A 16244-nucleotide genomic window follows, 5' to 3' on the forward strand; every position below is an offset into this window, starting at 1 on the left:
GTTTGGGGAGGGTGCAGGTGAACGGTATCCGTCCGGTTTTGTCTGATGAGTTACGTATGACTGACGCCTGTTCGGGGCGCACTCCGCCGATCACGGGCCGCGACCGGGAACAAACCGCTGGTGAACGTCACGCATCACGCAGAGCATGGCCGTTTCGGTCGGCAGGGGCAGCCGGCCGGCCACCAGCGCCCGGGCGATCCGCACCGAGCCGTCCAGCGGGTCCCCTTCGGCCGGTACCTGCCGGGCGTGCGGCAGCCTGCGCGCCAACTCCTCGCGCACCGGTACGAGGAGCGGGTCGCCCATCGCGAACAGACCGCCGGTGAGCGCCACGTCGGGTGTCCCGTCGGCCGGGCACACGGCGGCGGCCGACTCGGCCATGTGCCGGGCCGCCGCGCGCAGGATGCCCGCGGCGACCGGATCGTCCCCGGCGCACGCGGCCACCCGGGGCGCGAAGGAGGCGAGCACGGCGGGCCGGTCGGTGCGCGGATAGAGCAGGCCGGGCAGCCCGCGCACCGGGCCGAACTGCCGTTCGGCGCCGGCCAGCAGCGGCGCGGAACCGCCGTCCCGGCCGTCGTGGGCGCGCAGCGCCGCCTCCAGGCCCGCCCGGCCGATCCAGGCTCCGCTGCCGCAGTCGCCCAGCAGGTGCCCCCAGCCGTCGGCCCGCCGCCAGCCGCGCAGATCCGTGCCGACGGCGATCAGCCCGGTGCCCGCGGCCAGCACCGCGCCCGGACGAGGCCCGAGGGCGCCGACGTACGCGGTGACGGCGTCCGCGGCGAGCGCCACGGTCCGCACACCCAGCTCCCGCGCCAGGGCGCCGGGCAGTTCGGCGCGCAGGGCGTCGCCCAGGGTGGCGAACCCGGCGGCGCCGACGACGGCCGTGCCCAGCTCGCCCACCCCCGCCTCGGCGGCCATGGCGCGGGCCACCGGGAGGAGTTGTTCCATGAGATGGTCCGGATCGAGGCCGCGCGTGCCCGTGCGGACCGGTTCCCGGATCTCCCGCCGGACCGGGGTCTCCCGCTCCGGGACACCGACGGCGACCCGGAGGCCGGAACCACCGGAGTCCACGGCGAGGAACCCCGGTGAGGTCACGGCAGGCGCCAGTCCACCGGCTGGCCGCCCTGCCGGATCAGCAGGTCGTTGGCCCGGCTGAACGGGCGCGAGCCGAAGAACCCGCCGTCCGCCGACCTGGGTGAGGGGTGTGCGGACTCCACCGCCGGGAGACTGCCCAGCAGCGGACGCGCGTTACGGGCGTCGCGGCCCCACAGGACGGAGACCAGAGGCTTGCCACGCGCCGCAAGGGCCCGGATCGCCTGCTCGGTCACCGCCTCCCAGCCCTTGTCGCGGTGCGCCCCGGGCCGGCGCGGTGCGGTGGTCAGCGCCCTGTTGAGCAACAGCACGCCCTGCTGCGTCCACGGCGTGAGGTCGCCGGTGGACGGCTGGGGCAGCCCCAGGTCGCTGTTCAGCTCGCGGAAGATGTTGATCAGGCTCGGCGGCAGTGGACGCACCTCGGGCGCCACGGAGAAGGACAGGCCCACCGCGTGCCCGGGCGTGGGGTACGGGTCCTGACCGATGATCAGAACCCTCACCTCGTCGAAGGGTTGCTGGAAGGCCCGCAGGACGTTCGGTCCGGCCGGGAGGTAGGTGCGTCCCGCGGCGATCTCCGCGCGCAGGAAGTCGCCCATCTCGGCGATCCGTCCCGCGACGGGTTCCAGGGCCTTCGCCCAGCCCGCTTCGACGATCTCATGCAAGGGTCGTGGTGCCACGGGCGTCACCCTACTGCCGCGCACCCGCCGGCGATCAACCGATGGCCGGAGCACACCCACGGGCGCCCACGGTCCCGCACGCCCGTTCCACCACTGACCACCCGTGCGCCCGGGCAACCGTCCACCGCGACTTGTATGCCCGCACACCGGCCATCGCCGCCCGAGCCTCACTCAGTAGGCCACCGTCACCCGCGAGCCTTGCTCAACCGTCTGTCGCCGCCCCCGAGCCCGCTCAACCGACCACCGCCGCCCGCACGCACAGCACGTCCGGGAGGTGGGCGGCCAGCAGTCGCCAGCTGTCGCCGTCGTCGGCCGATGCGAACACCTCGCCGTTGCGGTTGCCGAAGTACACGCCCGCCGGGTCGGCGTCGTCCGTGCACAGGGCGTCCCGCAGCACCGTGCCGTAGTGGTCCTCCTCCGGCAGCCCCTCGGTCAACGGCTCCCACGTGCCGCCCGCGTCCGCGGTACGGAAGACGCGGCAGCGGTGCCCGGCGGGCACCCGGTCGGCGTCGGCGTTGATCGGGAAGACGTACGCCGTGCCGGCCCGGCTCGGATGCGCGGCCACCGCGAAGCCGAACGTGGACGGCAGGCCCTCGCCGATGTCGGTCCAGTGCCCGGCCGCGTCGTCGCTGCGGTACACCCCCCAGTGGTTCTGGAGATAGAGCCGGTCCGGGGCACCCGCGTCTCTGGCCACCTTGTGGACGCACTGGCCGAACTCGGGGTTCGGGTCCGGCAGGAAGACGGCGGACACACCGGAGTTGGACGGGGCCCAGTTCGCCCCGCCGTCGGCCGTGCGGAACACCCCCGCCGTCGACACCGCCACGGTCACCGCCCGCGGGTCGCGTGCGTCGGTGAGCACCGTGTGCAGGCCCTCACCGCCCCCGCCCGGCACCCAGTGCGAGCGGGTGGGGTGCTCCCACAGCGGCCGGATCAGCTCGAAGCTCTCACCTCGGTCCACCGAGCGGTACAGCGCCGCGGGTTCCGTGCCCGCGTACACCACGTCGGGCTCGGCGGCGGCCGGGTGCAACTGCCAGACACGCTCCAGGGAGGCGCCGGTGTCCCTGGGGAACCGGACGGCCGGCTGCGCCGGTTCGGTCCACGTGCGGCCCAGATCGTCGGAGTGGAACACCGACGGCCCCCAGTGCGCGCTGTCACCGCCCGCCAGCAGCCGGGGCCGCGGGCCCCGGGTGTCGATCGCGACCGAGTACACCGCCTGCGCGTTGAAATACGGGCTCTCGTCGAACTCCCAGGGGCCACCGCCCCGCTTCCGCCCGATGAACAGGCCTTTACGGGTGCCCACCGCGAGCAGTACCTCGGCCATGCCGATCACCTCCGGGACGTCTTTGTCCAGGTAGCCGCCAGATATCGGCCAGTGTGCACCCCACCACTGACACTCTCCCCCGGTGAGGGTGTCACCGCAGGTCACCGTCGTGTCGCCGGCCCGGGGCGAAGATCGGCCCGGGCCCGTTCCGGCATGCGCCTGCGCGAGAGGGGGGCCTCGTGCGACCGTCGGGGAGACGGCTCGTCGTGAGCAACGGAGCGATCTCTCCCGTATGGGAGGGCGGTCCGGCCGGTCGGTGCGCTCGTGAGGAGGATGCCCTTGAAGGCGTTCCGTGGTCCGAAGGTGTGGCTGTGGCGCTGGCGGCGCAACCCGCTCAAACGCCGGGCCGACGTGCTGGAGGCCTGGGTGGTGCTCGGTACCTTGCTGCTGACCGTCCTGGCCGGAGTGCCGGCCGGCCTGGCGGCGGCCCGCTCGGTGGAGCACGGACTCGCCCGCGAGCGTGCCACCTGGCGCCCCGCTGTCGCCTTGGTCGCCGCCCGGATCCCCGGGGTGTCCCGCCCCGCCCCCGGCCACGCCTCCGCCGGTGAGCGGTTCTGGGCCAAGGTCCGCTGGACCGCGGCCGACGGCTCCGCCCACACCGGCCGGGTCCGGGTGGAGCCCGGCGTCGGACCCGGCACGCCGGTCACCGTCTGGACCGATCCGCGGGGCCACCTCGTCAGCCGTCCCACGACCGCGTCGGAGGCCGCCTTCCGGGCCACGCTGATAGGGCTCCTGGCCGGCGTGAGCACCGCCGCCGTACCTTTCATCGGCGGTCTCGCCGCACGAGCCCGCCTGGAACGCCGCCGCCTGGACGCCTGGGACACGGAGTGGGCCCGCCTCGGTCCTCAGTGGGGACGCACGGTCTGAACCGGTCGGCGGGTCGGGGGTTCTGTGCCGGGGGGTGCCTTCCTGTGCCGTGGTGGGGCAGTCGGTTCGGGCCGGTTGCCCCAGGAGTGGCCGCAGTGGTCCCCGGCACGCGCCCCCTACAGGGCTGCCAGCACCTCGCGGCACAGCCGTACCAACTCCTCGTCCGCCGGTATGTCATGGCTCCCGTACGCGCCCTCGCCGCCGGTCAGGTGGCGGTGCCCAGCGGCCAGTTCCGAGGTGAGCAGGCCACGGAGCGGCGCGGCGGCCGGGCCCATCATGAGGAGGCAGCGGGCGACGGGGACACGGGTGTGGGGGGCCTCCGCCCAGGCCGCTCGTAGCACCGGCCGAACAAGACCCGCGTCGGCGGTGACGCGCCACAGCGCGCACGCGGCCGGTACCCGTTCGTGCGCCGGCCCCGACCGGGCGAGCCCGCGCAGCCCGGGCAGGGCGGCGCGGGCGGCCGGCCCCATGCTGCCCAGCGCGCGGACGGCGTGCTGGCGGGCCACCGGATCAGCCCGCGTCAACTCGCGGACGAGGACCGGGAGTACGGCGGACACGTCCCCGTCCGCCGACCACAGCGCGCCCGCCGCGACGGCCGCGTGCCGGGTGTCCAGCAGCCGGCGGAGCAGTGGTCTCGCCTGTGCCGCGGCCCCCAGGTCCGTCAGTGTCTCGATCACCTGGCCGACGACCGCGTCCCGCGCTCGCGCGCCGCCGGGCGTGTCCGACAGCAGCCGTAGCAGCTCCGGGACCGCGTCCGCGTCGCCGGTGGCCCTGACCGCGGTCAGCAGCGGCGCGGCGAGCCGGGCCGCGCTGGGGGAGGCGAGCGGAATGCGGCCGAGCCGGTGCCGCAGAGCGGGGGCCAGGGGAATCGCGGCCCGGCCCAGGTGCGCGACCTCCAAGCCGAGGCCCACGGGTGCCGCCGGGCCGGCCAGGAGCTGCGCCAGGACCGGGACGGCGCGGTGATCGCCACTTCTGGCCAGCGCCTTGAGCGGGCCGCCCAGCGTCGGCGGGCAGCGCTCCCAGCGGTGCGTCCACAGGTCGGGCCGGGTGGCCACGAGCGCGTGGAGGTCGTCCGCGGCGGGCGCGGCCAGCGCGAACAGCTCCGCCAGGACCGAGACCGCCGCGTCCCGTAACCGGTCCTCCTCGGTGCCCAGTTGGGCACCGAGGAGCCGCACCACACCGCTGTGGTCGCCGCGCCAGCCGCGGAACAGCACCGCCGACATCCACGCGGCATTGCACCGGTCCACCGGGTCCGGGCTGGTCAACTGCCCGGCGAGCAGGGCGAGCCGCTCGTCCACCCGGTCACCGAGCGCGCTGTGCAGCGTGCGCAACAGCGCGGCGCCCTCCTCGTCGGAGGGCCGCAGCCGCCGTATGCGGCCCACCAGGGTGTCCGGGCCGCGGTGTTCCGGGGCGAGGACGCGACGCGCGGACCGTTCCCGTAACAGCCGGACCGCCGTCGGCACCAGGCCGGCGGGGAGCCGGCCCGGCGCGCGGAGCGCGAGCTGTCCGAGTGCCGCGAGCCGTAGCGCGGGCGAGGACTACGGTCCGCTCTGTTCGGCCAGGAGGGCCACCGCGGCGTCGGCGTGCGCGGGGTACCGGTGGGCGAACAGGCCGAGGGCCTCCGTGAGGGCGAGCAGGACACAGTCGTCCCGTTCCCCGCGCAGCCGCTGCCGCAGCAGCTCCAGGACCCGCGGCGGCTCGTCCAGGAAGCGCACCACAGCGCCGGCCGCCGCCCGGCGCACGGCCGGCTCCGGGTCCGTGGCGAGCCGGACGAAGGAAGCGGCACCCGCGCGGACCGCCTCCCGTGCCCGCCGGTCCCGGCCCCCTTCCTCGCCGCTCTCCCGGCCGACGCCGCCCAGGTCGCCGACGCGAGTCCCGCCGGTCCCGCCGACGCCGCCGGTCCCCCCGATGTCGCCGACCCCGCCGACCCCGCCGACGCCGCCGACCCCGCCGGCCGGGCGGTGAGGGGGTGGAGGTGGATGGGGTTGCGGTCACCGGACGCGGCGCCGTACCGCCGTCCCACGTCCCCGGCGAGCCGCCACTCGGCGAGGTCCCCCCGATGTCGCCGAGGCCGCCGATGCTGACCAGGAGTTCCACGATGCCGCCCCGGTCCGGCACGTCCTCACGTGCGGCGAGCGCGAACAGGAAGGGGACGCAGGCCAGCGTGGAGTCGTACACCCTGCCCTGGTGGTGCACCGCGCCGTACATCCCGTCGAGCGCGGTGGCCCGCTCGGCGGCGTCCGAGGACGCCAGCGCCCGTAACCGTCCGGGCACGTCCTCCGCGCTGCCGTGCGCGTGCCGCAGCGTGGCCCAGTCGACCTCGTCGATCCCCGTGAACACGTTGTCCTCCCCAGGCGAGCGCCCTCTGATCGGGAGTGTGCACCACGGCGCCGACAGCGGTCCGGAAGCGGATGCTGACTGTGTGCGATCCGTCGGCGATCACCGGCCACGCGTCGAGCTCGCCCGCACGCGCGCGTGAAGGGATCAGTTCCGGCCGGGAAGGGCGCGCTCCAGGATGCGGTCGAGGTCGGTGCCCGCGGGAAGCGTGCCGAAGGAGTGTCCCCAGTCGCCGCCCAGCCGGGTCGCGCAGAAGGCGTCCGCGACCGGGTGCGGAGCGTGCCGGACGAGCAGTGAGGCCTGGAGCGCGAGCGCCATCCGCTCGACCAGCCGGCGGGCGCCCGTCTGATCGGTTCCGGCCAATTGGTCCTTGAGCGCGGTCACGGCCGTGTCGAGGCGGGGGTCCGCCCCGCGCGCGAGGGCGAGTTCGGCGAACAGCGCCTCGGCGGCGCCCGGTTCGCGGCTCAGGGCGCGCAGCACGTCGAGCGCGTTGACGTTCCCGGAGCCCTCCCAGATCGACAGCAGCGGGGCCTCCCGGTAGTGCCGGGGCATGCCCGACTCCTCGACGTACCCGTTGCCGCCCAGGCATTCCAGGGCCTCGGCGGTGAAGGCCGGGCCCCGCTTGGTGACCCAGTACTTGCCGACGGCGGTGGCGATGCGCCGGAACGCCCGCTCTCCGGCGTCCCCGCGCACCGCGCGGTCCGCCGCGCCGGCCAGCCGCAGCGTGAGCGTCGTCGCCGCCTCCGACTCCAGCGCGAGATCGGCCAGGACGTTGCGCATCAGCGGCTGGTCGAACAGCCTGGCACCGAACGCGCTGCGGTGCCGGGTGTGATGCCCGGCCTCGACCAGCGTCTTGCGCATCAGGGTCGCCGAGGACATCACACAGTCGAGCCGGGTGCAGTTGACCATCTCGATGATGGTCTTCACCCCCCGCCCCTCCGGCCCCACCAGCCAGGCCACGGTCCGGTCGAACTCCGGTTCCGAGGAGGCGTTGGACCGGTTGCCCAGCTTGTCCTTCAGGCGCTGGATGCGGAACGTGTTGCGGGTGCCGTCCGGCAGGACGCGCGGCACCAGGAAGCAGGAGAGCCCGCCCGGGGCCTGCGCGAGCACCAGGAAGATGTCGCACATCGGCGCCGAGGTGAACCACTTGTGCCCGCGCAGCGTGTACACGCCCGGTTCGCCGGTGGGCGTGGCCGCGGTGGTGTTCGTCCGGACGTCGGAACCGCCCTGCTTCTCCGTCATGCCCATGCCGGCGAGCAGCCCGGGTTTGTCGGTGGGGACACGCAGCTCGGGATCGTACTCCCGGCTGGTGAGCAGGGGCTCGTACACCTTGGCGAGATCCGGCTGCGCACGCAGGGCGGGGACGGCGGCGTACGTCATCGACGTCGGGCAGCCGTGTCCGGCCTCCGTGTGTCCCCACACCAGCCCGCCCGCGGTCCGGGCCACGTGCGCCCCCGGCCGTTCGTCGCCCCACGGAGCGCCGGCCAGGCCCTCGGCGACCGCGGTGCGCATCAAGTGGTGCCAGCTGGGATGGAACTCCACCTCGTCGACGCGGTGGCCGAAGCGGTCGTGGGTGCGCAGCACCGGCTCGTGCCGGTTCGCCTGCTCGCCCCAATCCTGCGCCTCCACGCTGCCGGCCCGCGCCCCCAGCCGCCGGACGTCCTCCTCGGCCCAGCCGGCGCCCTCCCGGCGCAGCCCTTCGAGCAGGGCCGCGTCCTCGGCGGCGTCGTAGGGGGCGAGTGGCGGGGCCTGGTTGGTGACGTCGTGCGTGGCGTACGGCTGCTGGAGCTGCGGCTCTGACTGCGACTGCGGCTGCGTGGGAATCGAGGCCATAGGAGTATGTTGCACCTTCTCGGCGGTCGCAGCAATATTGCAACAAGGGGGCGCACGTACAGTACGGGCCCATGCGTATGAACCTCTCGGCCGAGCCGGAGCCGGCCGGCCTGCGGCCGCTGTCCGCCCGGTCGGTCGTCCTCAGCCTGCTGCTCGGCGCGCATCCGCCGGAGCTGCCGGTGAAGGACCTGGTGCGGCTCGTGGAGCCGTTCGGGGTCGGAGGCTCCACGCTGCGGGCCGCGCTGAGCCGGATGGTCGCCGCCGGCGATCTCCGGCGCGCGGACGCCGTCTACCGGCTCAGTGACCGTCTGCTGGCCCGGCAGCGCCGCCAGGACGACGCGCTGCATCCCCGCACGCGCGCATGGGACGGCGACTGGGAGATGGTGGTGATCACGGCGACGGGCCGCGGCCCCGCCGAACGTGCCGACCTGCGCGCCCGGCTGACCGCCCTGCGCCTGGCCGAACTCCGTGAAGGCGTCTGGCTGCGTCCGGCCAATCTCGACCGCCCCCTGCCGGCCGGCCTGCGCGAGGTGGCCCTGACGTACCGCGCGCGGCCCGAGGAGCCCCCGGGCGACCTCACCGCGCGCCTCTGGCCGCCGGCGGACTGGGCGGACACGGCGCGTTCCCTGCTGGCTCACGCCACCGGCGCCGGCCACCCGGCCGTCCGCCTCACCGCCTACGCGGCGACCGTACGCCACCTGCTCACCGACCCCGTACTGCCGCCGGCGCTGCTGCCGGCCGACTGGCCGGGGGAGGCCCTGCGTACGGCTTACGCCGCCTATCGGCGGGAGCTGGCCGGAGCGCTGGGCGGGCGGACGGAAAGGGGAGAGGGCTGACCGGGCGGCGATCGGAGGGCAGGCGCGGGGCAGCCGTCGATGACGCCGGGCGTTCCGGGGGCGTCGGTGACACCCCCGGAAGCTCAGCCGGCGCTACTTGTAGGTGATGTCCGAGCCGGCGTACTTGCAGTACGTGCCGTCGGGCCCGGACCCGTTCGTGGTGGGCTCCTTGCCGGTGTTGTTGCCGGTGTACTTCTGGCACGGAGTGATCTTCTTGCCGGTGTCCCCGACGATGGTGATGTTCTTCAGCGTCGCGCTGTCGCCGTAATTGGTGTTGATGCCGACGAGCTTGTTGCCCTTGTAGGTGGCCTCGATGCCGCTGAGGTTGATGGTCCGCTTGTACTGCGTCTTGCAGTTGCCGCAGGACCGGGCGAAGGTGCCGAAGTTCTTCACGGCGAAGCCGGAGACGTTCAGCGTGCCGGCGCCGTTGAACTGGAACACCTTGTCGCTGGCCTCCTTCGCGCCGCCCCCGCTCACGGTGTAGACGTTGGACGACGAGGAGCCGAGGAAGGTGGCCGCGTCCTCGCCGACGTCCTCCCACCACACGTTCTGGAGCGTGCAGCCGCCCAGGCAGTGGATGCCGTCCGCGGCGGGGGCGCCGATGATGACGTTCTTGACGACGGCGCCGGGGGCCAGCTCCAGAATGGGGCCCTGGTCCTCGTCCTGGCTGTCGGAGCCGAGGTCGCCGCTGCCGTACAGCCGCTTCATCCCGTAGTCCTTGGTACCGGACACCGAGATGGTGGAAGAGACGGCCTGGCTGCCGTTGGCCGAGGGCCAGGTGGCCGCGCCGGCCGCCGCCCCCGATGTCATGATCATGCCAAATGTGAGGCCGAGCGTGGCCAGTCCGCCCAGTAATGCGCGTGGGGATGCGTGTGAGGTCATGTCCCGGATGCCTTCTTCCGAGTGGGGTTCGGACATGTAGGTGAAGGGCTGCCGCTCCGCGGAGCGCGGAGCGCACTTGTGTCGCAGCCGGGGCCGCCGTTGCGGCTCGGCGGTCAGGCTCATGAACAGACCGTAGACGGTAAGCGCTTTCTGGTCAACGCTCCGCGCGCTGGTTCTCAGCTACCGGAGCCGGATGGGAAAGGGCTTGTGCGAAGGAAGGTTGGGAGCTCTTCGACTCAGGGCGCTGATCCCCGGCACGGCCCCGGTCCCGCCGCCGCGCCCCCGGCCGGCCTGGGTGAACACGTGGACCGGGATGCCGAGCCGGCCGGTCCGGCGCCCGCGCCGTACACGCGTGGACGCGCGGGAAGTCCGTCCCACCGGCTCGATGGCGCTCACGCCGGCCCTACCGGGCGCGACCGCCGTCGACCACTGGTACCTGCTCGGCGATGTCGAGGTGCCACGCCGGGCCGCACCGCGGCAGTGACCGTCATCGGCGACTCGTTCACCGACGGGCGCCGCTCCACGACCGACGGCAACGACCCCTGGCCCGACCGGCTCTTCGACGCATCCGGAGCCGCCCGCACACCCCGGGCATCGCCGCCCTCGACCAGGCGGCCGGCGGCAGCCGCGTCCCCGCCGACGGACTCGCCCCCATGTGTTCACCCCCTCGACCGCGGCGTCCTCTCCGCAGCGGGGTGGCCTGGCTGATCGTCTCCGAGAGCGTCGACGACAGGTACCGTCGAGGCCCAGCGCGCGGTGACCGCCGACCCGACCACCAGGTACCGGATACCGGCAGATCATGGTCCGCGCCCACGCGCAGGGCATCCGGGTCCACGGCGCGACGCTCACGCCGTCCAGCGGCGACACCCCGGACGACGACCCGGCGGGGGATCGGGAGGCTTCCCGGCAACGGGTCAACGCATGGATCCGCGCGCCCGGCCACATCGGCGCGGTGATCGACTTCGACCGGGCGGCAAACGCGCCCCCGCCGCACCGCCCCGGACCGGCTGCTGCCCGCCCCGCACGCCGGCGACCGGCCGCACCTCGGCCCGCAGGGCCACCGCGTCCAGGCCGCCGCCGTACCCGAAGACCTTTTCCGCCCCGCCCGGTGAGACGCACCGGCCCGGGCGACCCGCACCACGGGCGGTCCGGCTTCGGACGCCCGTGGTCCCGGCCCGGCGGGACGGGTGGCGCCGGCGGGATCCGTGGCGTTCCCTGGGAGAAGGGCGTTCCCCGGAGGCCCGCGCCAAGAGGTGGAACGTCCCGGAGAAGGGCCTTCCCCGGGAGAGGGCCGAGGTCTTCCGGAAAGCGCGAGGCGTTCCCCCGGGCGAAGACGGGATGACCGGTGCCCTCGTGGGCACTCGGCGGGCATACAGGACGAACTCACCCGAGGAGAGTCATGGCTGAGACGAAGTCGTCGTCGGTCCTCACGGCGCCCCTGCGCGGCGCGGCCTCGGTACTGCGCAAGGTGCCCGGCGCCGGGACGGTGGGCAGGGCGGCGGAGGAAACCCTGGACAAGGTCGGCGCGGTCTCGCCGCGCGGACGGCGCATCGCGGTGTACGCCGGGGCCGGGCTGCTCGGTGCCGCGGGCGTGGTGGAGTGGCCCGTCGCCCTCACCGGAGCGGCGGTCGCCTGGCTCACCCAGCCCCGGCCCGCCGTGCCGACGGACGTCGGGCAGGGCGCCGCGGACGCGGGCACGCCCCACCCCGAACCCGCGCACGATCTCGGCACCGCGTCCCTCCGCTCCGGCGGGGAAGGCCCCGGACCGGTGCCGGTGAAGGAGAAGGCGTCCGAGCACCGCGCAACACCCGCCGGGGCCGAGGACGCCGAAGACAGCGAGGCATCCGCTCCACCCGAGGCGGCTCCCGGCGGCGCGGCCCCGGCGCCCACGACGTCCCCCGGGCCCCTCGGTCCGACCGCGCGGCCCGACCGCACCACGCTCTGAGGAGGGTCATGGTCCTCGGCCTGCTGACGGCACCCTCGGCCGCCGCCCGTCTGATCCCGGCGGCACCACGTCTGCTCGCACGGGCGGCGGCACCGGCGGCCGGGATGGCCGCCGGTGCCGCCGCCGGAACGGCACGCGCGGGCGTGCGCGGCGCGGACGCCGCCGCACGGGTCGTACGGGTGGCCCGCAACGCGCTGCCCGGCGCCGGCGATCACTGGCGGTCCGGCGCCCGCGCCCACCTGGCGCTGCGCCCCCTCGCACGCGAGGAGACGCGCCGCGCCGGTGGCACGGGACATCTCGCGCGCCGGATGGCCGCGGCGCTGGCGGAACACCCCGACGTACTCGTCGCCTACTGGGACCAGGGGCTGGCCCGCCTGGTCGTGAACGCCGCCGAGGAGGAGGCCGTAGATCGCGTCATGGAGTACGCGGCCGAACTGGCCGGACAGCACGGCCTCGTCCTGGCGGGCGAGGACGAGGACGAGACCACGCATCCGGCCGACCCGGCCGGTGTGCGCGCCGCGGCGGCCACGCTCGCGGCCGACGGCGCGGGCATCGGCGTCGCCCTCGCCGCGTACGCGCTGCGGCTGCCGCCCTCACCCCGGATGGTGACGGCGCTGGTGACGCTGCTGCGGGAGAACCCGCGCTTCCGCGCCTGGCTGCGCGCCCGGCTCGGCGACTCCCGGATGGACCTCGTGCTGGCCTGTGCGAACGCCGCCGTGCACGGCGCCGGGCAGACCCCCACCTCCCTGGTGCTCGACGGTGTTCTGCGGGCCTGCCAGGTGGCCGAGACGGTGGCCCGTTCGGCCGCCTTCGACGCGGTGCACGACGAACTGTGCGCACCCGAGCGGATCAGCCTCGCCCCGGAGGGCCCGCCACGCCCGCCGCTGCGCGAGTCCCCGGCCCAGGAGTACGCCTCCCACGCCTCCGCGGGCAGTCTGCTGGGCGCGGCGGCGACCCTGCTCGTCAAGCACGACGGCGCGGAGACGGCGGAGGCCGTGCTCTCCGGCTCGCCGAAGGCCGCCCGCTACGGTCCCGCCGCCTTCCACGCCGTACTCAGCGCCGCGCTGGCCCGTACCGGCGTCCTGGTCCGCGACCCGGCCCGGCTGCGTCAGCTGGAGATGGCCGGCACGGTCGTCCTGCATTCCGGCGCGCTGTGCACCGAGAAGGGCGAGGCCGACCCGTGGACCGAGCCGGTGCTCGACGCGGCCCGCCGGGCGGGTCTGCGGGTGGTGGTCGTGGACGACCCCGCGCTGGAGGACTTCACCGGACTCGCGGACCAGGTCGTCGACGCCCGCCGCCCACTGGACGACGTCGTGTACGAGGCGCGCGGCGACGGGGGTGCCGTGCTGGTGGTCGCCCGGGTCCGCGAGGCGGCCCGGCACGACGTCCTGGCCGCGCTGCGCGCCGCCGACATCGCGGTCGCCATGACGGACCGGGACGGAGCCGTGGTGTGGGGCGCGGACATCCTGGCCCTGCACGGCCTGCCGGACGTATGGCGGGTGCTGACCGCGATCCCGGCCGCCCGCGCGGTCGGCCATCGCGCCCAGACGCTGGCCCGTTCGGGTGCCGCGCTGTCCGGGCTGCTCGTGGCCGTCGGCGAGTCCGGCGGCGGACGCGGACGCCGTTCCCTCCTGCCCGGACTCCGGCACGCGCCCGTCGACGCCGGCGCCGCGTCGGCCCTGTTCTCCGGGGTACGCGCCGCGCTCACCGTGGCGGGGGCCGGCGCCCCGCACCCGCGCCCCCGCGTGCACTGGCACGAGCTGGACCCCGACCAGGCCCGGGAACGGCTGGCGCACGAACCGGAAGCCGAGCCGGGCCCCTTCGAGGAGCTGACCACCCGGGTGCGCAAGGCGACCCGACGCGTCACCCGGCACCCGGCCGCCGCCCCCGCCCGCTGGACCTACCAGCTCGGCCGCGCCGTCCGCGGCGAACTCCAGGACCCGCTCACCCCCGTACTGGCGGTCGGTTCGGCGGCGTCGGCGATCCTCGGCTCCGTCGCGGACGCGCTGCTCGTCCTCGGCGCCCTCGACCTGAACGCCCTGGTCGGCGGCATCCAGCGGCTGCGCGCCGAGCGCGCGCTCTCCGGACTGGTCGCGGACCAGAAACAGAAGGCACGGCTGGTGCCGCCGGAGAGCGAGGCCCCGGCGGGCGGCACCCGCACCGTGGAGGCGGGCCGGCTCCGGCCCGGCGACGTGATCCAACTGAAGGCGGACGACGTGGTTCCCGCCGACGCCCGGCTGCTGTGGCAGGACGGCCTGGAAGTGGACGAGTCGGCCCTGACCGGCGAGTCGCTGCCGGTGGAGAAGCAGACGGACCCCACCCCGCACGCCCCCGTCGCCGACCGCAGCTGCATGGTCTTCGAGGGGACGACCGTGGCCGCGGGACAGGCCCGGGCCGTCGTCGTCGACACCGGTGAGCGCACCGAGGCCGCCCGCGCCGTCCACCTCGCGTCCCGTACGCCCCCGGCCGCGGGCGTCCAGGCCAGGCTCCAGGAACTGACCCGCAAGGCACTGCCGCTGACCCTGGCGGGCGGCGCCGCGGTGACCGGCCTGGCGCTGCTGCGCGGCACCCCGATCCGCGAGGCGGTCAGCGGCGGGGTCGCGGTGGCCGTGGCGGCCGTACCCGAAGGGCTGCCCCTGGTGGCGACCGTCGCCCAGCTCGCGGCCGCCCGGCGGCTGAGCCGCGGCGGTGTACTGGTCCGCACCCCGCGCACGCTGGAGGCGCTGGGCCGCATGGACACCATCTGCTTCGACAAGACCGGCACACTCACCGAGAACCGGCTGCGTCTGGTGCGGACCTGCGACGCCGACGGCACGGTCCACGGCGTGGACGACGCCGGGTCCGAGGGCACCGTACGGGCCGCCGCGCGGGCCTGCCCCCGGCTGAACGGCGGCTCCGACCGGCCGGTGCACGCCACAGACGAGGCCGTCCTCGCCGCCGCGGGCCCGGACCCGGACTGGACCCAGCTCGCCGACCTGCCGTTCGAGGCCGCGCGCGGTTACGCCGCCGCCGTGGGCCGCAGCGGCGACGGGCCGCCCGTGCTCGTGGTCAAGGGCGCCCCGGAGACCGTGCTGCCCGCCTGCGCCGGCCTCCCGGAGCACGCCGCCGACTCGGCGCACGCGCTGGCCGGGAGCGGCCTGCGGGTCCTGGCGGTGGCCGAACGGCGGCTCGGCGCGGGCGAGCAGGAGTCGGACGCGCTCGAACGGGCGCTGGATGGGCTGGAGTTCACGGGCCTGCTGGCGCTCTCCGACGTACCGCGCGAGACCTCCACGGCGCTGGTGAGCGGCCTCAACGGGGCCGGGGTACGTCCCGTCATGCTCACCGGCGACCATCCGCAGACCGCGCGGTCCATCGCCGCCGACCTGGGCTGGCCGGAGGACACCGTGGTGGTCACCGGGGACGAACTGGCCGCGGCGGACCGTGCGGCCCGGGCCCGGATGCTGCGCGACGCGGGCGTGGTGGCCCGGGTGGCGCCCGAGCAGAAACTCCAGGTCGTGGAGGCGCTGCGGGACGCGGGCCGGGTGGTGGGCATGGTCGGCGACGGCGCCAACGACGCCGCGGCCATCCGCGCCGCCGACATCGGCGTCGGCATCAACGCGCGGGGCTCGGCCGCCGCGCGCAACGCCGCGGACATCGTGCTGACCGACGACGACCTGACGGTGCTGATCGACGCGGTCGGCGAGGGCCGCGCCCTGTGGCACAGCGTGGCCGACGCCATCGCCATCCTGATCGGCGGCAACGCCGGAGAGGTCGGGTTCGGCATCATCGGCACGCTGCTGTCCGGGCGGGCCCCGCTGTCCACCCGGCAGATGCTCATGGTGAACCTGTTCACCGACCTGTTCCCGTCGATGGCGGTCGCGGTGACGGAGAAGGAGGGCGAGGCGGACCTGGGCCACGTGGAGGAGGCGGCCGGTGTGCTGGGCGAGCCCCTGCTGCGGCAGATCCGGCACCGGGCCCTGACCACCTGCCTCGGCGCGGTCACCGCCTGGCTGATCGGCCGCTTCACCCCGGGCACCGCCCGCCGCTCCAGCACCATGGCGCTGTGCGGGGTCGTCGGCACCCAGCTCGTGCAGACCTTCCTCGACCGGCGCGACAGCCGCCTGGTGCAGGTCACCTCGCTGGGCTCGGCGCTGGCGCTCGTCGCCGTGGTCCAGACCCCCGGCGTCAGCCGCGTCGTCGGCTGCACCCCGCTCGGGCCGGTCGCCTGGGCCGGCGTCGTGGCCGCGATAGCGCTGGCGCTGGCGGGCCAGCGCACCCTGCCCCGCCTGGAGGAGACGATCGGCCGCCTGCTCCCGACCTCTGACGGATCGCATCCCGACCTGATGGAGCACATCCTGACCTGACGGATCGCAACCGGACCTCACGGAGCACATCCCGACCTGACGGTTCGCAACCCGACCGGGCGGACCATGTCCCCGACCGCACGGAGCATGTCCCCGACCGCATGCAGCACGTCCTGA

12 protein-coding genes and 1 pseudogene are annotated in these 16244 nt (G+C 75.2%); 5 read left to right on the forward strand and 8 right to left on the reverse strand.

The genetic code is table 11. The features are described 5' to 3' along the window. Window positions 1-90: 90 nt before the first annotated feature. The 3 genes from AB0F03_RS02995 to AB0F03_RS03005 all read right to left on the reverse strand — a co-directional run bounded on the left by AB0F03_RS02995 (window position 91) and on the right by AB0F03_RS03005 (window position 3084). The gene (locus tag AB0F03_RS02995) at window positions 91-1089 is read right to left on the reverse strand and encodes a BadF/BadG/BcrA/BcrD ATPase family protein (protein WP_361985932.1); all 999 of its coding nucleotides are present in this window, start codon (window positions 1087-1089) and stop codon (window positions 91-93) included. Further along, entirely contained in the window at window positions 1086-1763 is a 678-nt protein-coding gene (locus tag AB0F03_RS03000; RefSeq protein WP_361985933.1) for a uracil-DNA glycosylase, read from the reverse strand. The genes AB0F03_RS02995 and AB0F03_RS03000 overlap by 4 nt, the downstream gene beginning before the upstream one ends. A gap of 232 nt (window positions 1764-1995) precedes the next feature. After that, window positions 1996-3084, reverse strand: coding sequence for an exo-alpha-sialidase (locus AB0F03_RS03005; RefSeq protein ID WP_361985935.1), 1089 nt, complete (start codon window positions 3082-3084; stop codon window positions 1996-1998). Window positions 3085-3357: 273 nt separating this feature from the next. On the opposite strand from AB0F03_RS03005, the gene AB0F03_RS03010 reads away from it, so the two are divergent. After that, on the forward strand, window positions 3358-3951 hold the full coding sequence (locus tag AB0F03_RS03010; protein WP_361985937.1) for a hypothetical protein: 594 nt from the start codon (window positions 3358-3360) through the stop codon (window positions 3949-3951). Window positions 3952-4067: 116 nt separating this feature from the next. Here AB0F03_RS03010 and AB0F03_RS03015 read toward each other — a convergent pair whose 3' ends face one another. The 4 genes and pseudogenes from AB0F03_RS03015 to AB0F03_RS03030 all read right to left on the reverse strand — a co-directional run bounded on the left by AB0F03_RS03015 (window position 4068) and on the right by AB0F03_RS03030 (window position 8121). Then, window positions 4068-5333, reverse strand: a complete 1266-nt coding sequence (locus AB0F03_RS03015) for a hypothetical protein (RefSeq protein ID WP_361985939.1) — start codon at window positions 5331-5333, stop codon at window positions 4068-4070. Window positions 5334-5489: 156 nt separating this feature from the next. Next, window positions 5490-5693 (reverse strand): hypothetical protein, encoded by a 204-nt coding sequence (locus AB0F03_RS03020; RefSeq protein WP_361985941.1) that lies wholly within the window; start codon window positions 5691-5693, stop codon window positions 5490-5492. A gap of 325 nt (window positions 5694-6018) precedes the next feature. Then, window positions 6019-6291: pseudogene (locus tag AB0F03_RS03025) on the reverse strand (HEAT repeat domain-containing protein); the annotation flags it as partial. Window positions 6292-6435: 144 nt separating this feature from the next. Continuing rightward, window positions 6436-8121, reverse strand: coding sequence for a DNA alkylation response protein (locus AB0F03_RS03030; protein WP_361985942.1), 1686 nt, complete (start codon window positions 8119-8121; stop codon window positions 6436-6438). A 71-nt stretch (window positions 8122-8192) separates the two neighbouring features. Here AB0F03_RS03030 and AB0F03_RS03035 point away from each other — a divergent pair, with 71 nt between their 5' ends. Further along, the gene (locus AB0F03_RS03035; protein WP_361985944.1) at window positions 8193-8957 is read left to right on the forward strand and encodes a PaaX family transcriptional regulator C-terminal domain-containing protein; all 765 of its coding nucleotides are present in this window, start codon (window positions 8193-8195) and stop codon (window positions 8955-8957) included. 93 nt (window positions 8958-9050) lie between these two features. On the opposite strand, the gene AB0F03_RS03040 is transcribed toward AB0F03_RS03035, so the two are convergent. Next, window positions 9051-9839 (reverse strand): pectate lyase, encoded by a 789-nt coding sequence (locus AB0F03_RS03040; protein WP_361986688.1) that lies wholly within the window; start codon window positions 9837-9839, stop codon window positions 9051-9053. A 352-nt stretch (window positions 9840-10191) separates the two neighbouring features. Here AB0F03_RS03040 and AB0F03_RS03045 point away from each other — a divergent pair, with 352 nt between their 5' ends. From AB0F03_RS03045 to AB0F03_RS03055, 3 genes are all read left to right on the forward strand, one after another. Next, on the forward strand, window positions 10192-10323 hold the full coding sequence (locus tag AB0F03_RS03045; RefSeq protein WP_361985946.1) for a hypothetical protein: 132 nt from the start codon (window positions 10192-10194) through the stop codon (window positions 10321-10323). 915 nt (window positions 10324-11238) lie between these two features. Continuing rightward, entirely contained in the window at window positions 11239-11784 is a 546-nt protein-coding gene (locus AB0F03_RS03050) for a hypothetical protein (RefSeq protein WP_361985947.1), read from the forward strand. Between the two features lie 8 nt (window positions 11785-11792). Next, a complete protein-coding gene (locus tag AB0F03_RS03055; RefSeq protein WP_361985949.1) occupies window positions 11793-16127 on the forward strand; it encodes a cation-translocating P-type ATPase in 4335 nt (1444 codons plus the stop codon). Window positions 16128-16244 lie beyond the last annotated feature (117 nt).

Origin of the sequence: Streptomyces sp. NPDC028722 (genome assembly GCF_040637655.1) — a bacterium.
In the GTDB taxonomy this organism is placed as follows: Bacteria; Actinomycetota; Actinomycetes; order Streptomycetales; family Streptomycetaceae; genus Streptomyces.